The 24,247-nt window shown below is 68.1% G+C and carries 24 protein-coding genes; 11 read left to right on the top strand and 13 right to left on the bottom strand.

What is annotated here, in order from left to right; genetic code table 11:
- The first annotated feature begins 34 nt into the window (after positions 1-34).
- The 3 genes from otsB to otsA are packed head-to-tail and all read left to right on the top strand — an operon-like array spanning position 35 to position 4,127.
- Positions 35-826, top strand: coding sequence for a trehalose-phosphatase (gene otsB, locus AC1DFC_RS20175; RefSeq protein ID WP_413333204.1), 792 nt, complete (start codon positions 35-37; stop codon positions 824-826).
- Complete coding sequence (locus tag AC1DFC_RS20170; protein WP_413333206.1) at positions 823-2,745, top strand: glycoside hydrolase family 15 protein; 1,923 nt, start codon at positions 823-825, stop codon at positions 2,743-2,745. The genes otsB and AC1DFC_RS20170 overlap by 4 nt, the downstream gene beginning before the upstream one ends.
- Positions 2,742-4,127, top strand: coding sequence for an alpha,alpha-trehalose-phosphate synthase (UDP-forming) (otsA, locus tag AC1DFC_RS20165; protein WP_478179860.1), 1,386 nt, complete (start codon positions 2,742-2,744; stop codon positions 4,125-4,127). Before AC1DFC_RS20170 ends, otsA begins: the two co-directional genes overlap by 4 nt.
- A gap of 104 nt (positions 4,128-4,231) precedes the next feature.
- Here the strand turns inward: otsA and AC1DFC_RS20160 are convergent, their stop codons facing one another.
- Complete coding sequence (locus AC1DFC_RS20160; RefSeq protein WP_478179859.1) at positions 4,232-4,564, bottom strand: hypothetical protein; 333 nt, start codon at positions 4,562-4,564, stop codon at positions 4,232-4,234.
- Positions 4,565-4,743: 179 nt separating this feature from the next.
- Here AC1DFC_RS20160 and AC1DFC_RS20155 point away from each other — a divergent pair, with 179 nt between their 5' ends.
- Entirely contained in the window at positions 4,744-6,189 is a 1,446-nt protein-coding gene (locus tag AC1DFC_RS20155; protein ID WP_042673126.1) for an aminotransferase-like domain-containing protein, read from the top strand.
- Positions 6,190-6,196: 7 nt separating this feature from the next.
- Here the strand turns inward: AC1DFC_RS20155 and AC1DFC_RS20150 are convergent, their stop codons facing one another.
- The 5 genes from AC1DFC_RS20150 to hisN are packed head-to-tail and all read right to left on the bottom strand — an operon-like array spanning position 6,197 to position 10,128.
- Positions 6,197-6,643, bottom strand: a complete 447-nt coding sequence (locus tag AC1DFC_RS20150; protein WP_413333211.1) for a DUF1877 family protein — start codon at positions 6,641-6,643, stop codon at positions 6,197-6,199.
- Positions 6,640-8,163 (bottom strand): tetratricopeptide repeat protein, encoded by a 1,524-nt coding sequence (locus tag AC1DFC_RS20145; RefSeq protein ID WP_413333213.1) that lies wholly within the window; start codon positions 8,161-8,163, stop codon positions 6,640-6,642. Before AC1DFC_RS20145 ends, AC1DFC_RS20150 begins: the two co-directional genes overlap by 4 nt.
- A 25-nt stretch (positions 8,164-8,188) precedes the next feature.
- Positions 8,189-9,115: an ROK family protein gene (locus AC1DFC_RS20140; RefSeq protein ID WP_413333215.1), complete on the bottom strand. Its 927-nt coding sequence runs from the start codon at positions 9,113-9,115 to the stop codon at positions 8,189-8,191.
- Positions 9,116-9,132: 17 nt separating this feature from the next.
- Complete coding sequence (locus AC1DFC_RS20135; protein WP_007831478.1) at positions 9,133-9,327, bottom strand: DUF2905 domain-containing protein; 195 nt, start codon at positions 9,325-9,327, stop codon at positions 9,133-9,135.
- Positions 9,328-9,339: 12 nt separating this feature from the next.
- Entirely contained in the window at positions 9,340-10,128 is a 789-nt protein-coding gene (gene hisN / locus AC1DFC_RS20130) for a histidinol-phosphatase (protein ID WP_007831476.1), read from the bottom strand.
- Positions 10,129-10,241: 113 nt separating this feature from the next.
- Between hisN and AC1DFC_RS20125 the strand changes: the two genes are divergently transcribed.
- The gene (locus AC1DFC_RS20125; protein WP_413333217.1) at positions 10,242-10,634 is read left to right on the top strand and encodes a DUF5329 family protein; all 393 of its coding nucleotides are present in this window, start codon (positions 10,242-10,244) and stop codon (positions 10,632-10,634) included.
- Positions 10,635-10,652: 18 nt separating this feature from the next.
- Here AC1DFC_RS20125 and AC1DFC_RS20120 read toward each other — a convergent pair whose 3' ends face one another.
- The 5 genes from AC1DFC_RS20120 to AC1DFC_RS20100 all read right to left on the bottom strand — a co-directional run bounded on the left by AC1DFC_RS20120 (position 10,653) and on the right by AC1DFC_RS20100 (position 15,646).
- A complete protein-coding gene (locus AC1DFC_RS20120) occupies positions 10,653-11,522 on the bottom strand; it encodes an ABC transporter permease (protein ID WP_413333219.1) in 870 nt (289 codons plus the stop codon).
- Complete coding sequence (locus AC1DFC_RS20115) at positions 11,519-12,367, bottom strand: ABC transporter ATP-binding protein (RefSeq protein WP_413333221.1); 849 nt, start codon at positions 12,365-12,367, stop codon at positions 11,519-11,521. The genes AC1DFC_RS20120 and AC1DFC_RS20115 overlap by 4 nt, the downstream gene beginning before the upstream one ends.
- Positions 12,367-13,377 (bottom strand): ABC transporter substrate-binding protein, encoded by a 1,011-nt coding sequence (locus AC1DFC_RS20110; protein WP_413315339.1) that lies wholly within the window; start codon positions 13,375-13,377, stop codon positions 12,367-12,369. The genes AC1DFC_RS20115 and AC1DFC_RS20110 overlap by 1 nt, the downstream gene beginning before the upstream one ends.
- 25 nt (positions 13,378-13,402) lie before the next feature.
- Positions 13,403-14,293 carry a TauD/TfdA dioxygenase family protein gene (locus tag AC1DFC_RS20105; RefSeq protein WP_413315340.1) on the bottom strand — a complete coding sequence of 297 codons (891 nt, stop codon included), beginning with the start codon at positions 14,291-14,293 and terminating at the stop codon, positions 13,403-13,405.
- Positions 14,294-14,506: 213 nt separating this feature from the next.
- The gene (locus tag AC1DFC_RS20100; protein WP_478179858.1) at positions 14,507-15,646 is read right to left on the bottom strand and encodes a class I SAM-dependent methyltransferase; all 1,140 of its coding nucleotides are present in this window, start codon (positions 15,644-15,646) and stop codon (positions 14,507-14,509) included.
- Between AC1DFC_RS20100 and AC1DFC_RS20095 the strand changes: the two genes are divergently transcribed.
- Genes AC1DFC_RS20095 through AC1DFC_RS20075 form a run of 5 tightly spaced genes read left to right on the top strand, consistent with a single transcriptional unit; the run spans position 15,645 to position 19,127 of the window.
- Positions 15,645-16,427 (top strand): SDR family oxidoreductase, encoded by a 783-nt coding sequence (locus tag AC1DFC_RS20095; protein WP_413333225.1) that lies wholly within the window; start codon positions 15,645-15,647, stop codon positions 16,425-16,427. The genes AC1DFC_RS20100 and AC1DFC_RS20095 overlap by 2 nt on opposite strands.
- Positions 16,428-16,435: 8 nt before the next feature.
- Complete coding sequence (locus tag AC1DFC_RS20090) at positions 16,436-16,816, top strand: dihydroneopterin aldolase (RefSeq protein WP_007831468.1); 381 nt, start codon at positions 16,436-16,438, stop codon at positions 16,814-16,816.
- Positions 16,817-16,859: 43 nt separating this feature from the next.
- Positions 16,860-17,792: a tRNA 2-thiocytidine(32) synthetase TtcA gene (gene ttcA, locus AC1DFC_RS20085; protein WP_007831464.1), complete on the top strand. Its 933-nt coding sequence runs from the start codon at positions 16,860-16,862 to the stop codon at positions 17,790-17,792.
- A gap of 46 nt (positions 17,793-17,838) precedes the next feature.
- Entirely contained in the window at positions 17,839-18,462 is a 624-nt protein-coding gene (locus tag AC1DFC_RS20080) for a DUF4136 domain-containing protein (protein WP_413316249.1), read from the top strand.
- A gap of 20 nt (positions 18,463-18,482) precedes the next feature.
- Positions 18,483-19,127 (top strand): histidine phosphatase family protein, encoded by a 645-nt coding sequence (locus AC1DFC_RS20075; protein WP_007831460.1) that lies wholly within the window; start codon positions 18,483-18,485, stop codon positions 19,125-19,127.
- A gap of 66 nt (positions 19,128-19,193) precedes the next feature.
- Here the strand turns inward: AC1DFC_RS20075 and AC1DFC_RS20070 are convergent, their stop codons facing one another.
- Entirely contained in the window at positions 19,194-22,352 is a 3,159-nt protein-coding gene (locus tag AC1DFC_RS20070; protein WP_478179857.1) for an efflux RND transporter permease subunit, read from the bottom strand.
- Complete coding sequence (locus AC1DFC_RS20065) at positions 22,349-23,515, bottom strand: efflux RND transporter periplasmic adaptor subunit (RefSeq protein ID WP_478179885.1); 1,167 nt, start codon at positions 23,513-23,515, stop codon at positions 22,349-22,351. The genes AC1DFC_RS20070 and AC1DFC_RS20065 overlap by 4 nt, the downstream gene beginning before the upstream one ends.
- Positions 23,516-23,769: 254 nt before the next feature.
- On the opposite strand from AC1DFC_RS20065, the gene AC1DFC_RS20060 reads away from it, so the two are divergent.
- A complete protein-coding gene (locus AC1DFC_RS20060; RefSeq protein WP_007831453.1) occupies positions 23,770-24,228 on the top strand; it encodes a hypothetical protein in 459 nt (152 codons plus the stop codon).
- Positions 24,229-24,247 lie beyond the last annotated feature (19 nt).

The following is a 24,247-nucleotide window of genomic DNA, read 5'->3' as shown; positions in this document are numbered from 1 at the left end:
GCGCGCATGATGGCGCGTGTTATGGTTTTTCCCAATGCCAAAGTCCTCCAGCAACTTGCAGTTGCCTCCTCCGTTAGGCCGGGACGCAGCCCTCTTTCTCGACTTCGACGGTACGCTGGTCGGACTCGCGCCCACGCCTGAAGCCATCGAGATTCCCCCTGCCCTCGTGCCCCTGCTGGGCGATCTGCGTGACCTGCTCGGCGGCGCGCTCGCCGTGGTGTCGGGCCGCCAGATCGATTCCATCGACCGCTTCCTGGCCCCGCTGCGCCTGCCCGCGGCCGGCGAGCACGGCGTGCAGCGCCGCGACGCCGAGGGCCATATGCAGGAGCAGCGTGCGCCCGACCTCGTGTCCATCCTCGACATCGCCAACGAACTCGCGCGTGTGCACGAAGGCCTGCTGGTGGAGCGCAAGCACGCCGCCATCGCGCTGCACTACCGGCTCGCGCCGCAGCTCGAGGCGGTGTGCCGCGACGCGATGTCGCGCGCCATCGCGCACGAACCGCAGCTCGAGCTGATGCACGGCAAGTTCGTCTTCGAGGTGAAGCCTGCCGGCGTGCACAAGGGCATCGCCATCGAGGCCTTCATGAGCGAAGCGCCCTTCGCGGGCCGCATGCCGGTTTTCCTCGGCGACGACACCACCGACGAAACCGGCTTTGCCGTGGTGCAGCCGCGCGGCGGCATCGCCGTCAAGGTCGGCTCCGGGCCGAGCCTGGCGCTGCACCGCCTCGAATCGCCGCGCGACGTCTATGAATGGCTGGTGCAGGCACGCGACCTGCTGACAGCCCCCGAAAACAAGAACACCGAACCCCCGAGGAGCCCCCGATGAGCGAGCAACAACTGATGGAGGCTCCCGAAGACCGCGCGGGCGAGGCGCTGGCCGGTGCCGCCGGTCCCGACGACAAGGCCCCCGTCGATGCAAAGGCGGCCGCCGCGCCCGGAACGCGCGGCTTCGCGCCGCCGGCCGAACCTTCGCTGAACGTGGGCGTGATCGGCAACTGCGCCTACAGCGCGCTCATCGACGCGCGCGGCCGGGCCGTGTGGTGCTGCCTGCCGCGCTTCGACGGCGATCCGGTCTTCAATGCCCTGCTGCATCCCGGCGAAGACTCCGGCGCCTGGGCCATCGAGATCGAGGACTTCGCCTCCAGCAAGCAGTGGTACGAACCCAATACCGCGGTGCTGCGCACGCAGCTGTTCGACAGCGCGGGCCAGGGCATCGAGATCACCGACTTCGCGCCGCGCTTCTACAGCCGCTCGCGCTACTTCCGCCCGCTGATGATGGTGCGCCGCGTGCGGCCGATCGCCGGAGCGCCGCGCGTGCGCGTGTCGCTCGACCCGCGCTTCCAATGGGGCGCCGTGGCGCCGGAGGAGGTGACGCGCGGCAGCAACCACATCCGCTACGTCGGTCCCGACGTGACGCTGCGGCTGAACACCGACGCCTCGATCTCGCACATCCTCGCGCGCCAGCCTTTCGTGATCTCGCGCGAATACAACTTCATGTTCGGCGTGGACGAGACGCTGCTCGACGGCATCGCCGACACCGCGCGCAAGTTCGAGCAGGAAACCATCTCCTACTGGCGCACCTGGAGCAAGCGCCTGGCCATTCCCTTCGAGTACCAGGAGGCGGTGATCCGCGCGGCCATCACGCTCAAGCTCTCGCTGTACGAGGACACCGGCGCCATCGTGGCCGCCATGACCACAAGCATCCCCGAGGCGCCGGGCAGCCAGCGCAATTGGGACTACCGCTACTGCTGGCTGCGCGACGCCTTCTTCGTGGTGCGCGCGCTCAATTCGCTGAGCGAAGTGGGCACCATGGAAGACTACCTGCGCTGGCTCGGCAACGTGGTGATCGGCTCGCACGGCGAGCACATCCAGCCGCTGTACGGCATCGGGCTGGAGCGCGAGCTGCCCGAGTCCTTCGTCGAGGGCTTGCCGGGCTACCGCGGCATGGGTCCGGTGCGCGTGGGCAACCAGGCGCAGGAGCACTTCCAGCACGACGTGTACGGCAACATCGTGCTCGGTGCGGCACAGGCCTTCCACGACCATCGGCTGCTCAGCCGCGCGGGCGTGGCGGAGTTTCCGCACCTGGAGGCGGTGGGCGAGCAGGCGGTGCGCGTGTACGGCACGCCCGACGCCGGCATGTGGGAGCTGCGCACGCGCGCCCGCGTGCACACCAGCTCGGCGCTGATGAGCTGGGCCGCCTGCGACCGGCTCTCCAAGATCGCACGCGCGCTGAACCTGCCCGAGCGCGCGGCCTACTGGCACGGCCATGCCTCGCGCATGAAGGAAGAGATCCTCGCCAAGTCGTGGTGCGAGGAGCGCCAGGCCTTCGCCGAAAGCTTCGGCGGCCACGAGCTCGACGCGAGCATCCTGCTGATGGTGGAGGTGGGCCTGATCGACGCGCGCGACCCGCGCTTCATCTCCACCGTCGACGCCATGGAAAAGTCGCTGTGCGACGGCCCCTACATGCGCCGCTACGAGGCCGCCGACGACTTCGGCAAGCCCGAGACCGCCTTCAACATCTGCACCTTCTGGCGCATCGACGCGCTCGCCAAGATCGGCCGCAAGGCCGAGGCGCGCCAGATCTTCGAGACCATGCTCGCGGCACGCAACCCGCTGGGCCTGCTGTCGGAAGACACGCACCCGGTCACCGGCGAGATGTGGGGCAACTTTCCGCAGACCTATTCGATGGTCGGCATCATCAATGCGGCCGTGCGCCTGTCGGCGCCCTGGGATTCCTGCATATGAGCCGACTCGTCGTCGTTTCCAACCGCGTGGCGGACCCGCGCAAGCCGGCGGCCGGCGGCCTCGCCGTGGCGCTCGGCGAGAGCCTGCAGCAAAGCGGGGGCCTGTGGTTCGGCTGGAGCGGACAGATCGTCGAGGGTGGCCCGACCGGCGAAGGCGAACTGCACAGGCAGCAGGCCGGCAATGTCACGCTCGCCACCATCGACCTGAGCCGCGAGGACCACGACAGCTACTACCTCGGCTACAGCAACGACGTGCTGTGGCCGGTGTTCCACAACCGCCTGGACCTGGCGCACTTCGAGGCCGGCTTCATCGGCGGCTATCGGCGCGTGAACCAGCTGTTCGCGCGCAAGCTGCTGCCGCTGCTGAAGGACGACGACATCATCTGGGTGCACGACTACCACCTGATCCCGCTGGCGGCCGATCTGCGCGCCATGGGCTGCAGGCAGCGCATCGGATTCTTCCTGCACATTCCGCTGCCCCCGCAGATCATCACCGCGGCCATTCCGCAGCACGCGTGGCTGATGCGCTCGCTGTTCTCCTACGACCTGATCGGCTTCCAGGCGCAGCAGGACGTGCAGCACTTCGAGCACTACGTGCGCAACGAGGCCCACGGCGAGTACCTGGGCGACGACATGTACCGCGCCTACGGGCAGACGGTGCGTAGCAACGCCTTCCCGATCGGCATCGACGTCGACGAGTTCGCGGCGCTCACGCACGCGAAGGAGTCGCGCGACATGTACGAGACCATGAAGCGCGAGTACTCGAGCCGCCGGCTGTTGCTGGGCATCGATCGGCTCGACTACTCCAAGGGCATTCCGCAGCGCGTGCGCGCATTCCGCGAGCTGCTGGCCAACTACCCCGAAAACCGGCGCAGCGCGACGCTGATCCAGATCGCCTCGCCCACGCGCGAGACGGTCGATGCGTACGGAGACATCCGGCGCGAGCTCGAATCGCTGTGCGGCGCCATCAACGGCGACTACGGCGAGCTCGACTGGATGCCGGTGCGCTACATCCACCGCATGGTGGCGCGCAAGCGCGTGCCGGGGTTGTGCCGCGCGGCGGCCGTCGGGCTGGTGACGCCGCTGCGCGACGGCATGAACCTCGTGGCCAAGGAATACATCGCGGCGCAGGACCCGGCCGACCCGGGCGTGCTGGTGCTGTCGCGCTTTGCCGGCGCGGCCGAGCAGCTGAAGGAAGCGCTGCTGGTGAATCCGTACGACACCCATGGCACGGCCGAGACGGTGCAGCAGGCGCTGCAGATGCCGTTGGAGGAGCGGCGCGAGCGGCACCAGAAGCTGCTGTCTCGCATTCGCGAGCAGGACATCCATTGGTGGCGCCGGAGCTTTCTGGATGCGCTGCGGGAGGCTGCGAGCGAGCGCTGAAACTGTCTGTTCAGTTCAGTTCGGGGGCGTGCTCACACCGACCGGGGGACATTCGCGGGGGGGGAGCACCCGGTGTCCTTCGCACGCGCCACGGAATGAGACGCTCACCAGCCAGTGAGCAAGCGCACGAAACGCATCACCGGCCGGCCCTGTTCGGGTCCTGAAACCAGCCCCGCCGCCGGCGCATGAATCCGCAGATGCGCCGTCGCCAGCGCAGACACCTCGATCCAGCCGCCATGCGCCAGGTGATGCATATCGCCCTCGTTCAGCACCGCCTGCGCCATGAGCACCGTCTCGCCGAACCACCCGGGCGGGGACACCACGCGCACCCGGCCCTCGGCCACCTGCAGCCACGTGCCGGCATCGACAGCGGTACGCAGGGACTGGCCCGGCTCCAGGATGACGGAGGCAGGTGCGGAGGTGAGCGTGGTGATCATGGCGTGCCTTGAAAAGCGGTGATTCGGGTATCGATCGTAGAAATCCGACCACTCAAAAAACAGGCACACGCCACGGCTATTGCGACCGGAACAGCCCGGCTGTGAACGCATCTGTTATGGTCGTTTTCCCGAGCAACTGCATCTGTTTTCGGATGCCCGGTGCGGGGAACATCGACGCCATGGACTCGCTACCGCTCTACCGCCAGCTCTCCGCGCACTACGTGGACGCGATCCACATCGGTTCGCTCAAACAGGGCGACAAGATGCCGTCGCTGCGCAGCCTGATGCGGCTGCACGACATCAGCCTGTCGACCGCGCTGCAGGTCTGCCGCGCGATGGAGAGCGACGGCTGGGTCGAGGCACGCGACCGCTCGGGGTATTTCGTGCGGCGGCCGCAGCGGCTGGCCATCGCGCCGATGGAAGAGCCGGTGGCTGGCGTGCCGCCCGACCCGGCGCAGTTCGTCAGCATGCGGGCGCGCATGGCCAACTTCATGGCGCGCGGCCGGCACACCGGCGTGAAGCTCAACTTCGCCATCGCCCGCGCAGCCCCCGAGCTCTATCCGGCCGAGGCGCTGCGCAACTCGATGACGCGCGCGCTGCGCCAGCGGCCCGAGCTGCTGACCACCGCCTCGTCGCAGAAAGGCCACGAGCAGTTCCGCGAGGCGCTGGCGCAGCGCAACCTGCGCGTCGGCATGACGGTGCCGCCCGACGAAGTGCTCGTCACCAACGGCTGCATCGAGGCGCTGAATCTCGCACTGCGCGCGATCGCCAAGCCGGGCGACACGGTGGCCGTGGAGTCGCCCACCTTCTACGGACTGCTGCAGGTGCTCGAAAGCCTGGGGCTGCGCGCGCTGGAGATCCCGACCAGCCCTCAGACCGGCATCTCCCTCGAGGCGCTCGACCTCGCCATCCACACCTACGACGACATCAAGGCCGTGGTGGTGGTGCCGCACCTGCAGAACCCCATCGGCAGCGTGATGCCCGACGCCCACAAGCAGCGGCTGGTGCACCTGTGCGAGAGCCATGGCATTGCGCTGGTCGAGGACGACACCTACAGCGACCTTGTGGAAAGCGACACGCCGCTGCGCGCCATGAAGTCGTGGGACCGCACGGGCAACGTGATCTATTGCGCCTCGCTGCACAAGGTACTGGCGCCGGGGCTGCGGCTGGGCTGGATCACCGCCGGACGCTGGCATGCGCAGGTGGAAATGCTCAAGTACGCGCAGACCCGCAACAACGAGGCACTGGCGCAGATCGCGGCGGGCGAGTTCATCGCCAGCGGTGCCTACGACCGCCACCTGCGCCGGCTGCGCGAGCGGCTGCACGTGCAGCGCGACCAGACGGCGGACGCCATCGCCAGGTATTTTCCGGCCGGCACGCGGCTGAACCTGCCGCGCGGCGGGCTGCAGCTGTGGGTCGAGCTGCCGGCGCAGCGCTCGTCGGTGGACGTGTTCGAAGCCGCGCTGCGCGAGCACGTGCTGGTGGCGCCGGGCGCGCAGTTCTCGAACTCGGGTCGCTTCGACAACTACCTGCGCCTCAACTGCGGCTGGCCGTATTCGAAGGCGGTGGATGCGGGGCTGAGGCGGCTGGGCGAGATCGTGGCGGCCGTGCGGCCGCCGGGCTAGCTGCGATTCAGACGATGTAGAAGACGACCGCGTCGCGCCTCGCGGCCGCGGCTGCAAAGAATCGCTTCACGCCTTCCATGAAGCCCGCGAGATCCTGTGTGCCGTCCTGCCAGACCCTGGCCCAGTAGAGCTCGGCGAACTTTGCCGGCTCGCCCATGAAACGGCCCATCAGTTCCGCCACGTCGCACTGCGCGAGCCGCGCCGCCGCGCGCTCCACGTGGGCCGCCGTGAGATAGATGCAGCCCAGGCCGTCGGTGCCTTCGAGCTCTTCGCCATCCACCGCCTCGGGCATCAGCGTGCGTACCACGTCCCAGGCCTGTTCCACCGTCTGGCTATAGTGCGGACCGCCCTGCTCGGCAGGCGAGTGCAGGAAGTCCGACACGGTGGACGGATCGATCACCAGCGCGCGCAGCCGGTAGCGGTCGAGGGCGTAGAAGGCGGCGCCGATGCTCAAGTGCTGGGCTCCATGCGTGCGGCGCGTGCGACGGCCGCGAGCGCCATGCTCACGCTGTCGATGTTGCGCTGCGCGTTGTCGATGTTCCTGAAGTGGTCGGGCGAGCAGATCTGGTTGAGCAGCAGCGTGCGCTTGAAGTGCACCAGCGCCTGGCGCAGGTCGCCCTCTTCCTGCGCGATCAGCCCCAGATCGTTGTGGGCGGTGGCGGCTGCCGGGGAGATGCCGCGGCAGTCGCGCTGCTGGATGTCGAGCGAACGCTCGAACAGTTCCCGGGCCCGGACGAAGTCGCGCCGCGCCATGTAGAGGCCGGCGAAGTTGTTGAGCATGTCGGAATGCAGTTCGGCATCGCCTTCGCCCGGCGGGAGCTTGTCGAGGTGCACGAGGGCGCGCGCGTAGCAGAGCTCCGCCTTCTCGTCCTGGCCAGAGTCGGCGTAAAGGAACGCGAGGTTGTTGAAGGCGCGCACCACGCCGTCGCTGGAGCCGCCCCGGGCCTCGGCAACCGCCATGGCGATGGTCTTCTTGTAGAGCGTCTCGGCCTCGTCGGAGCGCCCGGCCGCGGCGTGCAGCAGCGCAAGGGTGTTGGTCGGCCCGCGCCGCCAGCTGTCGTCGAGGCCGAGCTGCCCGGCCATGGCCAGCGCCTCGTCGGCCGCGGCCTGCGCCTCGTCGTTCCAGTGCAGCCGGCGGCACAGCTCCGCATGGCTGGACAGGTGGAGCACCACGGCCTTGTGCGGGCCGCCGTACAGCCGGCGGCTGGCGGCGACGGTTTCGGCACAGAGCTTCTCGGCACTCGGCAGGTCGCCCTGGGCCAGCGCGTCGCGGTAGCGCGCCTCGCGGTCTTCGAGCAGCTTCAGCAATGCGCCCTGCTCGTCGGATGCCGCGCCGCGGGCCTTGCGCTCCTCAATGTCGGCCAGGGCCAGGTCGAGTGCCTTGCGGGCGATGTCGATGTCCTCCGCCGGCATGCCGATCTTGCGGCCGATGGACAGGCTTTCCTCAAGGCAGGCCCGGGCCTTGTCGAGGGCGCCGAGCTGGTGGCAGGCCTGCCCCAGCATGCACAGGCTCATCGCGAGGTTCTGGTGCGGGCCCTTGAACACGCGGCGCGCGCTGGCGACGACCTGCTCGCCGATGGCGACGGCCCCGGCCCAGTCATCGGCCTCGGCTGCGGCCACGAAGCGCTCCTGCAGCCGGCTGGCTTCGGCGAGGGCGGCGAGGTCGAAGTCCTTGGCGTCGCTCGCCGCGGCGCGGCGGACGTTGCGCCGGGCCGCGGCGTCTTCCTTCCTGGCCCCGGCCGCACCCTGCCGCGCCAGCTGCCGGTGAATCCAGTAGAGGTCGAACAGCAGCCACGGCAGGACGAGCACCAGGCCGAAACGCGATCCCGGCAGGCCCGCCATTCCGTACAGCAGCAGCGCCAGCTGCGCCGCGCCGCCCAGGTAGCTCCCCAAATAGAAGCGATGCGCCCCGATGAAGCCGCCCACCAGCCACAGCAGGTAGGCATAGGAGCGGCGGCGGGGCAGCTGAGTCATTGGTTTCGCCGGCGCGCGTGGCCGTTCAGTCGAGCAGCGCCAGCGCCGCGTAGTCGCCGACCTTGTCGCCCAGGCCGGCAGGCACGAGGCGCACGCCGTGCGTGAGCGGCGGCAGCTTGCCGTCGACCTGCGCCTGCAGCCTCGGCAGCAGAAAGTCGCGGTGGTGCCAGAACACGCTGCCGCCCAGGCTGATGCGCTGCAGGTCGAGCGTGGCGATCAGGTTGTAGAGCATGCGGCCCATCACGCGGCACAGCGCATCGACGATCTCGAGCGAATGCCGCTCGCCACCCGCAGCCGAACTGAAAAGATCGGCCGCAGGCTGGCCGAAGCGCCGCGCGATGGAGTTGCCGGCAATCAGCCCTTCGACGTCGCCGACGTTGCCGCAGCCGCACAGCGCGCCGCTGGCGTCGTCCACCACGAAGCTGTGGCCGGCATGGCCGGCGTTGCCGTTCTTGCCGCGCAACGCGCGGCCGTCCACGCACAGGCCGACGCCGACGCCGGTGCTCCAGGTGACGTAGGCGCAATCGTCCACGCCCTGGAGCGCACCCCAATGGCGCTCCGCCTCCAGCGCGGCCACGGCGTCGTTCTCGACCCGCACGCGGGCGAAGCGCCTTGCCAGCGGGGCCTCGATCAGCGCGGTCATCCAGGTGTTGGGCAGGCCGCGCGCCGGGCCGGCGATGCCGCCGCAGATGTTGGGCGTGGCCAGTTCGACCTGGCCGTCGCGCAGCTCGAAAGGCCCGGCCGACGACACGCCCACGCGATCGATGCTCGCCGCATCGATGCCCTGCTGCGCACAGACCTCGTCGATCATCCGCATGATCTGCACCGCCACCGCATCGTTGTCGCCGGTCTTGGCCGTGGGCTCGCTGCGGCGGCCGATCAGCGGCGCGTCGCTCGAGGCGGAAAGGCTCACGGCCACCTTGGTGCCGCCGATGTCTACGCAGGCTCTCATTGCTGTTTGTCTCTTGTCTACAGAAGGCGCGCGACCAGCGCCGCGATCATGCTGAGCACCACCGTGCTCGCAATCGGCAGTTGCCATTCGCGGCCGAAGGCGCGGAACTCGAAATCGCCGGGCAGGCGTCCGAAGCCGAAGCGGCGCAGCCAGGCGGCCAGCCCGCTCATGAGCACCAGTGCCAGGACGACGACGATCAGCCAGCGGAACATATGGACAACAGTCTAGGCCGAGAGAATGGCCATGGCTTGCCGGTGGAGTTCGGGCGTTGCCGCCGCGATCACCCGCCCGTCGGACTTCAGCCCCAACGGCTGGCCCTGCCAGTCGGTGATGACGCCGCCCGCCGCCTCGATCAGCCCGGCCGGGCCGAGGTAGTCGTAGGGCTGCAGGCCGGTTTCGACCACGAGGTCGATGGTGCCGCCCGCCAGCTGGGCGTAGCCGTAGCAGTCGCCACCGAAGCGGCGCATCGCGCACTGGCGGCTGAGTCTGTCGAAGGCGGCCCAGTCGGCCGGCGCGAAGATGTCGGGCGAGGTGGTGACGATGCGGGCCTTGGCCACGTCGGTGCAGCCGCTCGCGCGCACGGGCTGGCCGTCGCGCGTGGCGCCCTTGCCCCCGTCCTTGGGGTTGTGGCCGATCCAGCGTTCCTCGAGCACCGGCATGTCGATCATGCCCAGTACCACGCGCCCACCCTCCAGCACGCCGATCAGCGTGCCCCACAGCGGCGAGCCGGTGATGAAGCTGCGCGTGCCGTCGATGGGGTCGAGCACCCAGATGCGCCCCGCGTCGAGCCGCTCGGGGCCATGCTCCTCGCCGTAGATGCCGTCGGCCGGCACGCGAGCGCCAAGGATGTCGCGCATGGCCGTCTCGGCCGCGCGGTCGGCCAGCGTGACGGGGCTTTCGTCGGCCTTGGTGATGATGTCCAGCGGCGTACGGAAGTAGCGCATCGACTGCGCGGCCGCGGCATCGGCCAGCGCCTGGGCAATCGACGGGAGATCGGGGGTCGAGGAGCTCATGGGAGAGAGGAGTACACGTGCCAAAACTGCGATTAGACCCGAGCCGGGCCGGGTTTGACACGGCAGTGGCGCCAGCCCTAGCATGGCCCGGAAATTGCCAGGGAACACGACAAATGACTTCATCCAGATTCCTGCGGAGCGCGTGGCTCGCCCTCCTGCTCGGCGCTTCGGCCCTGCTGGCTCACGCCACCCCTTCCGCCACGGAGGAAAAGCTGATCGACACGCTGATCCAGCGCGTCTCGAAGATGTCGGCCATGGTCTTCATGCGCAACGGCAGCGAATACAACGCCGCGGATGCTGCCAAGCACATGCAGGCGAAGTACGACCACTTCAAAAAGGAACTGGTGACGGCCGAAGACTTCATCGAGCGCTGCGCCTCGCGCTCGGAGATGACGGGGCAGGCCTACAAGGTGAAGCTGACCGATGGCGTGGTGCGCGACGCCAACGAGTTTCTCAACAGCGAGCTGCGCGCGCTGCGGCAGGCCGCGAAGAAGACCGGCGGCTGAGGGCCTCGTCCGCGCTCCCTAGCGCTGCTGGCCCCAGCGGCGAACGGTCAGGCGCTCCAGCGTCTTGAAGCCCAGGCTCTCGACCAGCAGGCCGATCAGCACCACCAGGGCGAGGCCCGCGAACACGCGGTCGGTGTAGAGCTCGTTGCGGTTCTGGAAGATGTACCAGCCCAGCCCGCCCTTGCCCGACGAGGCACCGAACACCAACTCCGCCGCGATCAGCGTGCGCCATGCAAAGGCCCAGCCGATCTTCAGCCCCGACAGGATCGACGGCAGCGCCGCCGGCACCAGGATCTGTAGCACGTAGGGCAGGCCCTTCAGGCCGTAGTTGCGCCCCGCCATGCGCAGCGTCTCGGGCACGCCCTGGAAGCCGGCATAGGTGTTGAGCGCCAACGGCCACAGCACCGAATGGATCAGCACGAACACGAGGCTGCCGCGGCCCAGCCCGAACCACAGCAGCGCCAGCGGCAGCAGCGCAATGGCGGGCAGCGGGTTGAACATGGACGTGAGCGTGTCCAGCAGGTCGCGGCCGACGCGCGTCGACACCGCGAGCGTGGTGAGCGCGAAGGCCAGCAGCACGCCGGCGAGGTAGCCCTGCAACAGAACGGCCAGCGAGATGCGCACCTTCTCGATCAGCTCACCGCTCGCGAGGCCTCCGAACAGCGCCGTTGCCGTGGCGGTGAAGGTGGGCAGCAGCAGGTCGTTGTCCTGCCAGCGGGCCGCGAGCTCCCAGAGCACGGCGACGACGGCGAGGATCAGGCCCTTGCGCAGCCATGCCTGCGACCAGATGCGCTCGCCCATCGGCAGCGAACGCTCCACCGGTACTTCGGTGAAGGGCTCCAGCGTGCGCTCGTACTCGGGCCGGACCGGCGGGACGATGGCACTCATGCGATGGCCTCTTCCTCGAACAGCATGTCGTGGATCCGCTGCGCCGTGCCCTGGAATTCGGCACCGCCCACACTCGCCAGTGTGAAGCCATGGCTGTTGACCTCGGCGCGCATGCGCCCCGGGTGCGGCGACAGCAGCGCGATGCGGTTGCCCACCACCAGCGCCTCCTCGATGGAGTGGGTGACGAACAGCAGCGTGAAGCGCACCTCGTCCCACAGCTCGAGCAGTTCCTGCTGCATCCTGCGACGCGTGAGCGCATCGAGCGCGGCGAAGGGTTCGTCCATCAGCAGCACGCGCGGCTGCATCGCGAGCGCGCGGGCAATGGCCACGCGCTGCTTCATGCCGCCGGAAAGCTGGTGCGGATGCACCTCGGCGAACTTCGCCAGGCCGACCTTGCCTAGATAGTGCAGCGCGCGTTCCGCGGCCTCCTTCCGGCCCAGCGTGCGCGAAGCGAGCAGCGGGAACATCACGTTCTGCTTGACGGTCTTCCACGGCGGCAACTGGTCGAACTCCTGGAACACGACGATGCGGTCGGGACCAGGCTGCGCCACGCGCCGGCCGTCGATGCGGATCTCACCTTCGACCGGGGGAATGAAGCCGGCCACGGCCTTCAGCAGCGTGGACTTGCCGCAGCCCGAGGGACCGAGCAGCACGAAGCGGTCGGCGGCATGCACGTCGAAGCTCACGCGGTGCGTGGCGCGGACGAGGCGCTGGGGGGTGCGGTATTCGAGGCTGACGTTGTCGACCCGCAGCAGTGCCGGTGCCGCGGCAGTGTCTTGCCCCCTCTCCCGCTCGCGGGAGAGGGAGTCACCCCGCGAATCAAGGACCGCCGCCGTGCCGCTCATCAGTTGCCCGACACGTTCTGCGCATCGTCGAAGAAGTAGTCCTTCACCGAAGCCGGCTTGTTCCTGATCGCGCCCACTCGGTGCATGAACTCCGCCAGCGGATAGGTGTTCTGCGGCGTGGTCTTGAACTGCACCTCGGGGTTCCTGATGATCTTCAACAGCAGATCGCGGTCGAGCTTGGCGTTGCTCACCTTCAGGTAGATGTCGGCCGCCTTCTCAGGGTTGGCGGTGACGAACTTCGCCGCCTCGTCGAGCGCATCGACGAAGGCCTTGTACGTCTTCGGGTTCTCGCTGCGGAATTTCTCCGTTGCGTACAGCACCGTTGCAGACGACGGACCGCCCAGCACCTGGTACGAGTTGAGCACGATGTGCGCATTCGGATTGCCCGCGAGCTCCTGCTCCTGGAACGGCGGATTGCCGAAGTGCCCCGTGATCTCCGTGCCGCCCTTGATGATGGCCGCTGCAGCATCGGGGTGCGGCACCGCCACGCTGATCCTGTCGAGCCTGTCGAACTCCTTGTCGCCCCAGAGCCTGGCCGAGGCGAACTGCAGCACGCGCGACTGCACCGAGACACCCACGGCAGGAAGTGCGATGCGGTCCTTGTCGGTGAAGTCGGCGATGGTCTTCACGTTCGGGTTGTTGCTCACCAGGTAGTACGGGAAGTTGCCCAGCGAGGCCACGCCCTTCACGTTCTGCCGGCCCTTGGTGCGGTCCCAGAGCGTGAGCAGCGGCCCCACGCCGGCGCCCGCGATCTCGATGTTGCCCGAGAGCAGCGCGTCGTTCACCGCCGAGCCGCCGGAGAGCTTGACCCATTCGACCTTGGCATCGACACCCGCGGCTTTCGCGTGCTTCTCGATGAGCTTCTGCTCCTGCGCCACGTTCAGCAGCAGGTAGACGATGCCGAACTGCTCGGCGATGCGGATCCGGCCCTCGGCGTGTGCGGCGAGGCTGCCGGCCAGGAGGCCCAGGCCGGCGACGAGCGCGGCGGCTTTGCGGGTGAAGCGGTTCATTGAAGTCGGTCCGGGAACGAGAAGATCAGAAAGGGGTATCGCCGACGATCGTGGTGCGGTTGAGGCGGCGGCGCAGGTGGTCGGGCGTACCCGCCGCGAGATGCATCAGCGAGCGGTTGTCCCAGAACACCAGGTCGTGCGGCGCCCATTTGTGGCGGTACACGAACTCGGGCTTCACGCTGTGCGCGAACAGCTCGGCGAGCAGGGCATCGCTTTCCTGCGCGGGCAGGCCGACGATGCGCGTCGTGAAATGCTCGCTGACGAACAGTGCCTTGCGGCCCGTCTCAGGGTGCGTGCGCACCACCGGCTGCACGGCGGGCGCAACCTGGTCGATCTGCGCCTGCGAGAGCTTGGGCCGCCACGGATTCTTCGCGCGCAACTCTTCGTACTTGGCGAGGTAGCTGTGCTCGGCCTTCAGCGGCAGGATGCGCTGCTGCAGCTCGGGGCTCAGCGATTCCCATGCAAGATGCTGGTTGGCGAACAGCGTGTCGCCGCCTTCGCTCGGCAGCTCCTGCGCGTGCAGCAGGGAGCCCAGGCTGGGGTTGGGTTTGTACGAAATGTCGGAATGCCAGTAGACGCCCGCATCGCCGAGGCCGATGGGCTCGCCGTTCTCCTTGATGTTGGAGACGATGAGGATCTCGGGGTGGTTCTTCAGCTGGAACTGGTGCAGCACGTGGATTTCGAGCGGGCCGAAGCGGCGGCTGAAATCGATGTGCTCCTGCGGGGTGATCTGCTGGTCGCGGAAGACCAGGACGTGGTGGTCGAGGTGGGCCTTGTGAAGGCGGATGAAGTCTTCGGTGTTGATGGGCTTCGAGATGTCGAGGCCTACCACCTCGGCGCCGACCGGGGCATCGAAAGGGCGCACTTCGAAGTGCTGCGAAGGGGCATTTACCTCGCTGGTGGGGGCGGCAGTCATGCCGGGAATGTAGGGGGCGGGGTTTGGATCGCCAACGAACTCTTTGTTGCTAGCTTATGACTTTGTTTTGAGGGGCTGATGTCTTTCCGGGGCCGGGTCTCGCCCCGGCAGGCGACTCACTTTCTTTTGCTTCGCCAAAAGAAAGTAAGCAAAGAAAAGTAGGTCGCCCGCCGGGGCGAGTCCCGGCCCCGGAAAGCAACCCAAGCCAACCGCTCAAAGCGTATGACTGCGATCCCCTTCTGCAAACCCCATCGCATCCCAAGCCTCGCCGACGGCAAAGCCAATCACCTTGAACAACTCCCCCATCTCGTGCTCATGGATCAGCCGCGCCGCCATCGCCCGCTCCGCGACGGACCCCGCTTCCATCCGAGCCAGCAACCCGCAGTTCAGCAGAAACCGCGCCTGGCTCGTATAGCCCAGCACTTCGAGCCCCGCGTCCTGCCCCGCCAACGCAATGCCGGTGAAGTCGACGTGCGCGGTGATGTCCTTGTAGCCCACGTCGGCCAGCGGGTCGCCATCGGCCTGGTGCGCGCGGTGGCACATCACGGTGCCCATGTGGCGCTGCGGGTGGTAGTACTCGGCCTCGGGAAAACCGTAGTCGATGAGAAAGGCCGCGCCCTTGCCGAGCCGGTCGGCCAGCGTGGCGATGAAGGCCCGCGCCTGCGGATGGATCTCGGTCAGGTAGTCGTGCTCGCCGGGCACCTCGACCGGCGGCCGCAGTTCGGTGACGCGATCGGCCCAGGCCCAGCCGTCGCCTTGCGCGTTGCGCACCACGCCGCGCTCGAACCACTGCCCACCCACACGCGCCAGCAGTTGCACGGGCATCGCATCGAGCACCTCGTTGCCGACCACCACGCCTTCCATCGAATCGGGCAGCTCGTTGAGCCATTCAACGCGGTCCGCATAGCGCACCAGCGCCTGCTGCTGCCGCTCGCGCAGCGTGCCCGACAGGTCGACGATGCGATAGCGCACATCACTGCGCCCCATCTCGTCGAGCGCATGCAGCAGCTGAACCGCGAGCGCCCCCGAGCCTGCGCCGAATTCCCACACCGTGTCGGTGCCCGTCTTCTCCAGTGCCTGCGCCACCTGCGCCGCCAGGGTCTGCCCGAACATCGGCGTCAACTCGGGCCCCGTCACGAAGTCGCTGCCCGACGAGGGCATGTGGCCGAACTTGGCCGAAGTGTTGGCGTAATAGCCCAGGCCCGGCGCGTACAGCGCGAGCGCCATGAAGCGGTCGAACCCGATCCATCCGCCCGCGCGCTCGACGGAGCGCGCGATGAGGTGGTCGAGGGCGGTGGGTAAACTGCTGGGGGTCGTCTTTGTCGTCACAGCGCCATTCTCCCCTCCTCGCATGAGCCCCGCCGCGCCTCCCTCCTCCGCTTCCCGCCGCACCGTCCTCGTCACCGGCGCGGGCCGCAGGCTGGGCCGCGAGATCGCGCTGGCGCTCGCCGCGGGCGGCTGGCAGGTGGCGGTGCACTACCGCAGTTCGCGCACCGAGGCCGAGCAGACGGTGGCCGACTGCGCCGCGCTCTCGGGCGATTCGGCGCTCTTCGCGGCCGACCTCGAGGACGAACAGGCCACGCGCGCCCTGCTGCCGCGCGTGGTCGCGCGCTTTCGCGGCGTCGATGCCGTGGTGCACAGCGCCGCGCTGTTCGAGCACGACGAGGCCGCCACCTTCAGCTACGCACTCATGGAGCGCCATGCGCGCAGCAACACCGGCGCGGCAATCCTGCTGGCGCATGCCCTGCACGAGCACTTGGCGGCCCGCGACGCGCAAGGCGTGGTGGTCCATCTGCTCGACCAGAAGCTCTGGAACCCGAACCCCGACTTCCTGAGCTACACACTTTCCAAGGCCGCGCTCGAAGCCGCCACGCCGATGCTGGCGCTGGCCCTTGCACCGCGCGTGCGCGTGGTCGGCGTGGCGCCCGGCCTTACGCTGGCGAGCCACATGCTGGACGACGACAGGTTCGCGCAGCTGCACAAGCTGTCGCCGCTGGGCCGCTCCTCCACCCCGGACGACGTGGTCGCCACGGTGAGGTTCGCGCTGGAGAACCGCTCGATCACCGGCACCACGCTGCTGGTGGACGGCGGCCAGCACCTGATGAAATTCGAGCGCGATTTCTCGCTCATGTGAGCACCACCATGTCCATTCCCATGCCCGTGCAAGGCCGCCAGACACTCACCCTCCAGGGCCTGCGCTTCGACGCCAACCTGGGCATCCTCGAGCAGGAAAAGACGGCGCCGCAGCCGATCCTGGTCGATGCCGAGCTCAGCCTCGGCCCGCAGCCGCTGCTGCCGCAGGACGACGACATCTTCCACGTGCTCGACTACCGCAAGGTGCGCCGCATCATCATCGAGGAGTGCACCGCCGAGCACGTCAACCTGCTCGAAAGCCTGATCGGCAAGCTGGTGCAGCGCCTGCTGCAACTGCCCGGCGTGCTGGGCGTGCGCGTGAAGATCGCCAAGCTCGAAATCTTCGACGACTGCGAGGTGGCGATCCGCATGGAAGCCGGGGAATGGTGATCCGGGGCAAAATCCCCCCTTTCCCCCCAAGACATTGCTGCCCATGAACGCCGTCTGGATCGACGAGGCGCCCGCCGCCGCCGACGCCACTGCCAATTCCCTGAAGATCGAGCGCGAAACGCACAAGCTCGAAAAGCGCCTGTGCCGCCAGGTCGGGCAAGCCATCGTCGACTACAACATGATCGAAGAGGGCGACAAGGTCATGGTGTGCGTCTCGGGCGGCAAGGACAGCTACGCGCTGCTCGACATCCTGCTCAAGCTGAAGGCGCGCGCGCCGATTCACTTCGACATCGTCGCGGTCAATCTCGACCAGAAGCAGCCCGGCTTTCCCGAAGAGGTGCTGCCCAGGTATTTGAGCGACCTGGGCGTGGACTTCCACATCGAGAACCAGGACACCTACAGCATCGTCAAGCGCGTCATTCCAGAGGGCAAGACCACCTGCGGCCTGTGCAGCCGGCTGCGCCGCGGCATCCTGTACCGCGTGGCCGACGAGCTGGGCGCCACCAAGGTCGCGCTGGGCCACCACCGCGACGACATGCTGCAGACCTTCTTCCTCAACATGTTCTTCGCCGGCAAGCTCAAGAGCATGCCGCCCAAGCTGGTGAGCGACGACGGCAAGCACGTCGTGATCCGCCCGCTGGCCTACGTGGCCGAGAAGGACACGGTGCGCTGGGCCCAGCACCGCGAGTTCCCGATCATTCCGTGCACGCTGTGCGGCAGCCAGGAAAACCTGCAGCGCAAGCAGGTAGGCGAAATGCTGCGCGAATGGGACAAGAAGTATCCCGGCCGCGTGGAGAACATGTTCACCGCGCTGCAGAACGTGGTGCCTTCGCACCTGCTCGACGGAACGCAGCATGACTTCAAGGGTCTGAAGGCAACGGGCGTGGCGGACGACGATGGCGACAAGGCCTTCGACCCGCCTTCCTTCGATTTGCTCTCCCAGGCACCTGCCGCCCTGCGCATCGTCCAGGGCTGAACGGGCAACCCAGGGGAATTTTGGGCTTCAGCGCCCGGAGACCCTCATGAAATCTGCGTTCTCGGCTCTTCTTCTTGCCGCAAGCCTGACGGGCTGCGCCACCTCCTGGGTGGTCGACAGCGACGTGAAGAGCTTTTCCTCCATCGGCACCGTGGCCCCCGGCGCCACCTACCGCTTCGACCGCCTGCCCTCGCAGCAGGCCGACGGCGCGCGGCAGGAATCGCTCGAAGCCATGGCCGGCGCCGCGCTCGACAAGGTCGGCCTGCGCCGCGACGATGCCAGGCCGCAGTACACCGCGCAGATCGGCGCGCGCGTGACGGCAGGCCTCTCGCCCTGGGCCGACCCGTGGCTCTACAACGGTCCCTGGGGCTACGGTTACGGCGGCTATGGCAACTACGGCCGGCGCTGGTACGGCGGCGGTTGGTATGGCGGCCCGATGTTCGCGCCGCCGGCCAACCCCTGGTACGAGCGCGAGGTCAGCATCGTGCTGCGCGAGGCAGGCTCCAACCGCGTGGTGTACGAAACTCGCGCCCGGAACGACGGCCCTTACACCTCGAGCACGGCGATCCTGCCGGTGATGTTCCAGGCCGCGCTGCAGGGCTTCCCGAACCCGCCGCAGGGCGAGCGCCGGGTCAACATCGAGCTGCCGACGGCGCAGGCCCGGAAGTAGCGCCTTCTAGAATTCCCCGGATGGAAGAAGCCACCCGCCTGATCGCCGTTCGCCACGGCGAAACCGCCTGGAACGTCGACACCCGCATCCAGGGCCAGCTCGACATCGGGCTCAACGCCACGGGCATCTGGCAGGCACAGCGCGCCGGCAGTGCGCTGGCCGACGAGCCCATCGGCGTCGTCTATGCCAGCGACCTCTCGCGCGCCTGGCAGACCGCCGAGGAAATCGCCAGGCCCCACGGCCTGCCCGTGCAGCCCGAGCCGCGCCTGCGCGAACGGGCCTTCGGGAACTTCGAGGGCCTGAGCTTTGCCGAGATCGAAGCCACGCTGCCCGTGCAGGCCAGGCTCTGGCGCGAGCGCGATCCCGAATTCGAGCCCGAGGGCGGCGAGAGCCTGCTGATGTTCCGCGACCGTGTGACGGGCGTGGCCGCCGAACTGGCGGCGCGCCATCCGGGCGAACTGGTGGTTCTGGTCGCGCACGGCGGCGTGATGGACGTGCTCTACCGCGCCGCCACCCGCCAGGAGCTGCAGGCGCCGCGCACCTGGCAACTCGGCAATGCCGCGATCAACCGCATGCTTTGGACGCCGGAAGGCTTCAGCCTCGTGGGCTGGAGCGACACCGCCCATCTGACGGCAGGTGACGCGCTCGACGAGACGACGAGCTAAGCATCGCTCTTCACGATGCGCTGTGTGTTGTCCGAGGTGCGCCCTTCGCACACGCCCCCGAATCCCTCAAGCGTGCGAAGCAGCCCCATGGCCCGCTTCCGCCTTCGCCTCGTCCGGCAGACTCACCATCGGCCCCGTCCCGCTGTAGCGGTCCAGCGCGAGGTAGATCGCCGGCGTGATGTACAGCGTGATCACCTGCGAGAAGATCAGCCCGCCCACCACCGCCACGCCCAGCGGCTGGCGCAGCTCGGCGCCGGCGCCCAGGCCCAGCGCGAGCGGCAGCGCGCCCATCAGCGCGGCCAGCGTGGTCATCATGATCGGCCGGAAGCGCAGGCGGCAGGCCTCGCGGATCGCGTCCACCGGCTGCAGGCCCTCGGTGCGCTGCGCATCGAGCGCGAAGTCGATCATCATGATCGCGTTCTTCTTCACGATGCCGATCAGCAGCAGGATGCCGATGGTCGCGATCAGCGTCAGGTCGAAGCCGAAGAGCTTCAGCGAGATCAGCGCGCCCACCGCCGCCGAAGGCAGCCCGGCGAGGATCGTGATCGGGTGGATGTAGCTCTCGTACAGCACGCCGAGCAGCACGTAGATCACGAGCACCGCCAGCACCAGCAGCACCGCCTGGCTGGACTGCGAACTCTGGAACACCGCCGCGTCGCCGCCGTAGGTGGTGATGATCGAGGGCGGCATCTTCAGCTCGTCCTTGAAGCGGTCGATCTTCGCGGTCGCGTCGCCCAGCGGCACGTCGGGCGCGAGGTTGAACGACACCGTCACCGCCTGCAGCTGGCCCTGGTGGTTGACCGCGGTCGGCCCCACGGTGCGCTTGACGGTCGAGAAGGCCGACAACGGCACCAGCCTGCCCGTGGTGCTGCGCACTGACAGGCGCGAGACGTCTTCCTCGAACTGGCGATCGTTGTCGGCCGCCGAAAGGATCACCTGGTAGGTGTTGCTCGTGCCGTAGATGCTGCCGATCTGGCGGTCGCCGTAGGCGTTGTAGAGCGCGGTGCGCAGGTCGCCCACCGCCACGCCGAGCACGCCGGCCTTGTCGCGGTCGATGTCGAGCGTGGCCTGCAGGCCGCGGTTCTGCGAGTCGCTGGTCACGTCGCGGAAAGCCGGGTCGGCGCGCATGCGCTCCATGAGCCGCGTGGCCCACGGCACCATCTCGCCCGCGTTCACGCTCTGCAGCGTGTACTGGAAGCGCGCCTTGCTCTGGCGTCCGCCCAGGCGCAGGTTCTGCACCGGCTGCATGTAGACGGCAATGCCGGGGATCTCGCGGAAGCGCTGGCGCAGCGATTCGAGCACCTTCGCCATTGGCGGGCGCTCGCTGCGCGGCTTGAGCACCGCGAACAGCCGCCCGGAGTTCTGCGTGGCCGTGGGACCGCCCACGCCGACGAAGGAGCTCACGTAGTTGACGCTCGCGTCGTCCTTGAGGGTGGCGGCCACGCGGTCCTGCAGCGCCTTCATGGCGCTGAATGAAATGTCCTCAGCAGCCTCGGTCGTGATCTGGATCTGGCCGATGTCCTCTTCGGGGAAGAAGCCCTTCGGGATGGTCGCGAACAGCCAGCCGGTGACAACGAAGGTCAGCCCCGCGATCGCCAGCATCACCTTGCGGTGCATCAGCGTCCAGCCGAGCGAGCGCATGTAGGTTGCGTGCACCGCGCGGTAGCCGCGCTCGAAGGCTCGGCCGATGGCCGTGCCCGGCTCGGGATGCTCTTCTTCGTGATCGAGCGCGCCCGCACGGCGCGGCACCTGCTTGAGCAGCCGGCTCGCGAGCATCGGCACCAGCGTGAGCGACACCACGGCCGACACCAGCACCGCCAGCGCCACCACCACCGCGAACTCGTGGAACAGCAGGCCGATCACGCCGGGCATGAAGAAGATCGGGATGAACACGGCCACCAGCGAGATCGAGATCGACACGATGGTGAAGCCCACCTCGCGCGCGCCGCGCAGCGCCGCCGCGAACGGGTCCATGCCCTTCTCGACGTAGCGCATGATGTTCTCCAGCACCACGATGGCGTCGTCCACCACCAGCCCCACGGCCAGCGTGATGCCGAGCAGCGAGATGTTGTCCAGGCTGTAGCCGAAGGCATAGAGCAGCGCCACCGCGCCGATCAGCGAAATCGGAATGGTCACGGCCGGGATCAGCGTGGCCACCAGCCGGTGCAGGAACAGGAAGATCACCAGCACCACCAGCGCGATGGTGCCCAGCAGCGTGAGCTGCACGTCGTGCACGGCCTCGCGGATGGAGATGGAGCGGTCGTTCACCATCTGGATCTCGACCGACTGCGGCAGCTCCGCCTTGAAGCGCGGGATGAGCGCGCGCACCGCATCGACCACCTGCACGGTGTTGGCGTTGGGTTGGCGCTGCACGGCCAGCGAGATCGAGTCCTGCCCGTTGAAGCTGCTCGCGGTCTTCACCGACTCGAAACTGTCCTCGATGGTGGCCACTTCGTCGAGCCGCACCGGCGCGCCGTTGTGCTGGCCGACGATCAGCTTGGCGAAGTCGGCCGCCTTCAGGAGCTGGCGGTTGGCCTGGATGGTGAGCGTCTGGCGCGGGCCGTCGAGCACGCCGACCGGCGTGTTGGCGTTGGCCGAGTTCACGGCCTTGGCCAATTCGTCGAGCGTGATGTTGCGCGCGTTGAGCAGGTCGGCATTGGCCTTGATGCGCACCGCGAAAGCCTTGCGGCCGTACACGCCCACCTGCGCCACGCCATCGATGGTCGACAGCGTGGGCGAGATCAGGTTCTCGGCGTAGTCGTTGAGCTCCGACGGGTTCATCGACGGCGAGATCAGCGCGATGAACAGCACCGGCGCGTCGGCCGGGTTGACCTTGCGGTACGAGGGCAGCTGCGTGAGCTCCTGCGGCAGCTGGCGCTGGGCGCGCAGCAGCGCGGCCTGCACGTCGACCGCGGCGGCGTCGATGTCGCGGCTGCTCACGAATTCGAGCGTGATCGAGGACACGCCCTGCGTGTTCACCGAACTGATGGTCTGCAGGCCCGGGATGGTGGAGAACTGCTTTTCGAGCGGCAGTGCCACCGAACTCGCCATGGTGTCCGGACTCGCGCCCGGCAACTGCGCATTGACGTTGATGACCGGCGTGTTGTAACTGGGCAGCGCGGCGACGGGGATGCTGAAGTACGCGAAGATGCCGACGACCACGGCCGCCGCGGACAGCAGCACCGTCATCGCCGGACGGCGGATGCAGAGCTCCGAGATGTTCATGCGCGTTCCCGCTGCGGCGGCTTGATGTCGGCGCCGTCGGAAGAAGCGGCGCTGCCGGGCGTGACGCCGGTGGTGCCGTTGCCCGTTGCGCCAGGCGCACCCGGCGCCTTGGCATCGACGCGGACCTTGCCGCCCGGGCGCACGTTCTGGCTGCCCTCGATCACCACCTGCTCGCCCGGCTCCACGCCGCTCACCGCCACATTGGTGCCGAAGGTGTGCAGCGTCTTCACCTTGCGGCGCGTGGCGGTCTTGCCCCCGTCGACCACATAGAGCGAAGTGCCGTCGGACAGCATCATCAGCGCCGCGGCCGGCACCACCGTGGCGCCGTTGAGCGTGCGCACCGTGATGCGCGTGCCCACGAACTGGCCGGGCCACAGGCTCTGGTCGGCATTCGCGAACACGGCCTTGGCGCGCACCGTGCCGATCTGCGGGTCGACGGTGTTGTCGACGAAGTCGAGCGTGCCGCTCAGCGGCGCCTTGCCGCCGGTGACGACGGCCTCGACCTTGGCGTGCGTGCGCGCGGCTTCCAGCAGATCCTGCAGGTTGCCTTCGGGTACCGGGAAGCTCACGGCAATCGGGTCGAGCTGCGTGATGGTGACGAGCGACAGCGTCGGCTGCACCAGCGTGCCCGGGTAGATGTTGACGGCGCCGATGCGCCCGGCGATGGGCGCGCGCAGCGTTGCGTAGCCCAGCGCCACCTGCGCCGACTGCACGGCCGCGCGGTCGGCGGCCACGGAGGCCCGCTGAGCCTGGAGCTGCGAGAGCGTGGCGTCGGCCGCGCTCTTGGCGATGAAGTTCTGCGCCACGAGGTCCTGGCTGCGCTTGTACTGGCGCTCCAGGTCGGCCATGGTGGCCTCGTCCTTCTGCTGCTGCGCGCGGGCGCGGGCGAGGTTGGCCTGGTCGTTGCGGTCGTCGAGCGTGAAGAGCAGCTGGCCGGCCTTGACGAACTGGCCTTCCTTCACATGCACCGCGCTCACCGTGTTCGTCACCTGCGGACGCAGGTCGACGCTGTTGAGAGACACCACGCTGCCGTTGACCTGCACAGTCACCGGCACATCCTGCTTCTGCGCGGTGGCCAGGGTCACGAGTGCGGGGGCGCCGCCGCTGTTGCTGTTCGCAGCCGGAGCCTTCGCGTCCTTGCCGGCAGACTTGTCCCCGGACATGCTCCACCACCCGCCCGCGACGGCTACGATCAATACGCCCGCAAGGGCGACAGCGACATTTTTCTTCATGGGTTCTTTGTGCACTTTGGGCTGACAGCGGCTATTGGATCAGCGGCCGACTCCCGGTGTTCGTGGCCCCCGTAAAGAAATGTAAAGCCAGTCAACCGAAAGCCCCGCACTACCTGCTGTGGCCGGCGCCGGGGAACCGCACCCCCTCGCTAAAATCGCCGCTCCACAGCCTCTGGATAAACCCCATGAACCGCTGCAAGACACCCACGAATGCTCTCACCTTCATAGCGCTTTGCACAGCAGCCATTGCTGCGGCAGGCCTTTTTCCGCTCACCGCCAGCGCGCAGGACGAAGTGCCCCGGCCGCAGACCCAGAACGAATCGCTCGTTGGGGGCCGCAATTTCCCCATCGGCACCCTGCGCGGCAAGTTCACGGTCCTCAACGCGCCCGACGTCGACCTCGACGGCCATGCCGATCGGCTGGGGGCCGGCGCGCGCATCCGGAGCCCGCAGAACATGCTGGTCATGCCCGGCGCCATCACCGGCCAGAAGTACCTGGTCAACTACACGCGCGATGCCGCCGGCCTGCTGCGCGAGGTCTGGATCCTCACGGCCGACGAAGCCTCGGCCCCACGCGAATCGCTGAACAAGCCGTTCCTGAACATCTGGCCGTTCACCTCGAACGACACCGTCAACACGCAGTAGGCAAAGACGGCGGCGCGGC

It is taken from the genome of Variovorax sp. 10L421 (assembly GCF_056395365.1).
This window is presented reverse-complemented; position numbering and strand designations above follow the sequence as displayed.

Excerpts from the sequence above, each read along its gene's own strand:
- otsB (WP_413333204.1), top strand. The coding sequence starts at position 35 with ATGCCAAAGTCCTCCAGCAACTTGCAGTTGCCTCCTCCGTTAGGCCGG.
- AC1DFC_RS20170 (WP_413333206.1), top strand. The coding sequence starts at position 823 with ATGAGCGAGCAACAACTGATGGAGGCTCCCGAAGACCGCGCGGGCGAG.
- otsA (WP_478179860.1), top strand. The coding sequence starts at position 2,742 with ATGAGCCGACTCGTCGTCGTTTCCAACCGCGTGGCGGACCCGCGCAAG.
- AC1DFC_RS20160 (WP_478179859.1), bottom strand. The coding sequence starts at position 4,564 with ATGATCACCACGCTCACCTCCGCACCTGCCTCCGTCATCCTGGAGCCG.
- AC1DFC_RS20155 (WP_042673126.1), top strand. The coding sequence starts at position 4,744 with ATGGACTCGCTACCGCTCTACCGCCAGCTCTCCGCGCACTACGTGGAC.
- AC1DFC_RS20145 (WP_413333213.1), bottom strand. The coding sequence starts at position 8,163 with ATGACTCAGCTGCCCCGCCGCCGCTCCTATGCCTACCTGCTGTGGCTG.
- AC1DFC_RS20140 (WP_413333215.1), bottom strand. The coding sequence starts at position 9,115 with ATGAGAGCCTGCGTAGACATCGGCGGCACCAAGGTGGCCGTGAGCCTT.
- AC1DFC_RS20135 (WP_007831478.1), bottom strand. The coding sequence starts at position 9,327 with ATGTTCCGCTGGCTGATCGTCGTCGTCCTGGCACTGGTGCTCATGAGC.
- hisN (WP_007831476.1), bottom strand. The coding sequence starts at position 10,128 with ATGAGCTCCTCGACCCCCGATCTCCCGTCGATTGCCCAGGCGCTGGCC.
- AC1DFC_RS20125 (WP_413333217.1), top strand. The coding sequence starts at position 10,242 with ATGACTTCATCCAGATTCCTGCGGAGCGCGTGGCTCGCCCTCCTGCTC.
- AC1DFC_RS20120 (WP_413333219.1), bottom strand. The coding sequence starts at position 11,522 with ATGAGTGCCATCGTCCCGCCGGTCCGGCCCGAGTACGAGCGCACGCTG.
- AC1DFC_RS20115 (WP_413333221.1), bottom strand. The coding sequence starts at position 12,367 with ATGAGCGGCACGGCGGCGGTCCTTGATTCGCGGGGTGACTCCCTCTCC.
- AC1DFC_RS20110 (WP_413315339.1), bottom strand. The coding sequence starts at position 13,377 with ATGAACCGCTTCACCCGCAAAGCCGCCGCGCTCGTCGCCGGCCTGGGC.
- AC1DFC_RS20105 (WP_413315340.1), bottom strand. The coding sequence starts at position 14,293 with ATGACTGCCGCCCCCACCAGCGAGGTAAATGCCCCTTCGCAGCACTTC.
- AC1DFC_RS20095 (WP_413333225.1), top strand. The coding sequence starts at position 15,645 with ATGAGCCCCGCCGCGCCTCCCTCCTCCGCTTCCCGCCGCACCGTCCTC.
- AC1DFC_RS20100 (WP_478179858.1), bottom strand. The coding sequence starts at position 15,646 with ATGCGAGGAGGGGAGAATGGCGCTGTGACGACAAAGACGACCCCCAGC.
- AC1DFC_RS20090 (WP_007831468.1), top strand. The coding sequence starts at position 16,436 with ATGTCCATTCCCATGCCCGTGCAAGGCCGCCAGACACTCACCCTCCAG.
- ttcA (WP_007831464.1), top strand. The coding sequence starts at position 16,860 with ATGAACGCCGTCTGGATCGACGAGGCGCCCGCCGCCGCCGACGCCACT.
- AC1DFC_RS20080 (WP_413316249.1), top strand. The coding sequence starts at position 17,839 with ATGAAATCTGCGTTCTCGGCTCTTCTTCTTGCCGCAAGCCTGACGGGC.
- AC1DFC_RS20075 (WP_007831460.1), top strand. The coding sequence starts at position 18,483 with ATGGAAGAAGCCACCCGCCTGATCGCCGTTCGCCACGGCGAAACCGCC.
- AC1DFC_RS20070 (WP_478179857.1), bottom strand. The coding sequence starts at position 22,352 with ATGAACATCTCGGAGCTCTGCATCCGCCGTCCGGCGATGACGGTGCTG.
- AC1DFC_RS20065 (WP_478179885.1), bottom strand. The coding sequence starts at position 23,515 with ATGTCCGGGGACAAGTCTGCCGGCAAGGACGCGAAGGCTCCGGCTGCG.
- AC1DFC_RS20060 (WP_007831453.1), top strand. The coding sequence starts at position 23,770 with ATGAACCGCTGCAAGACACCCACGAATGCTCTCACCTTCATAGCGCTT.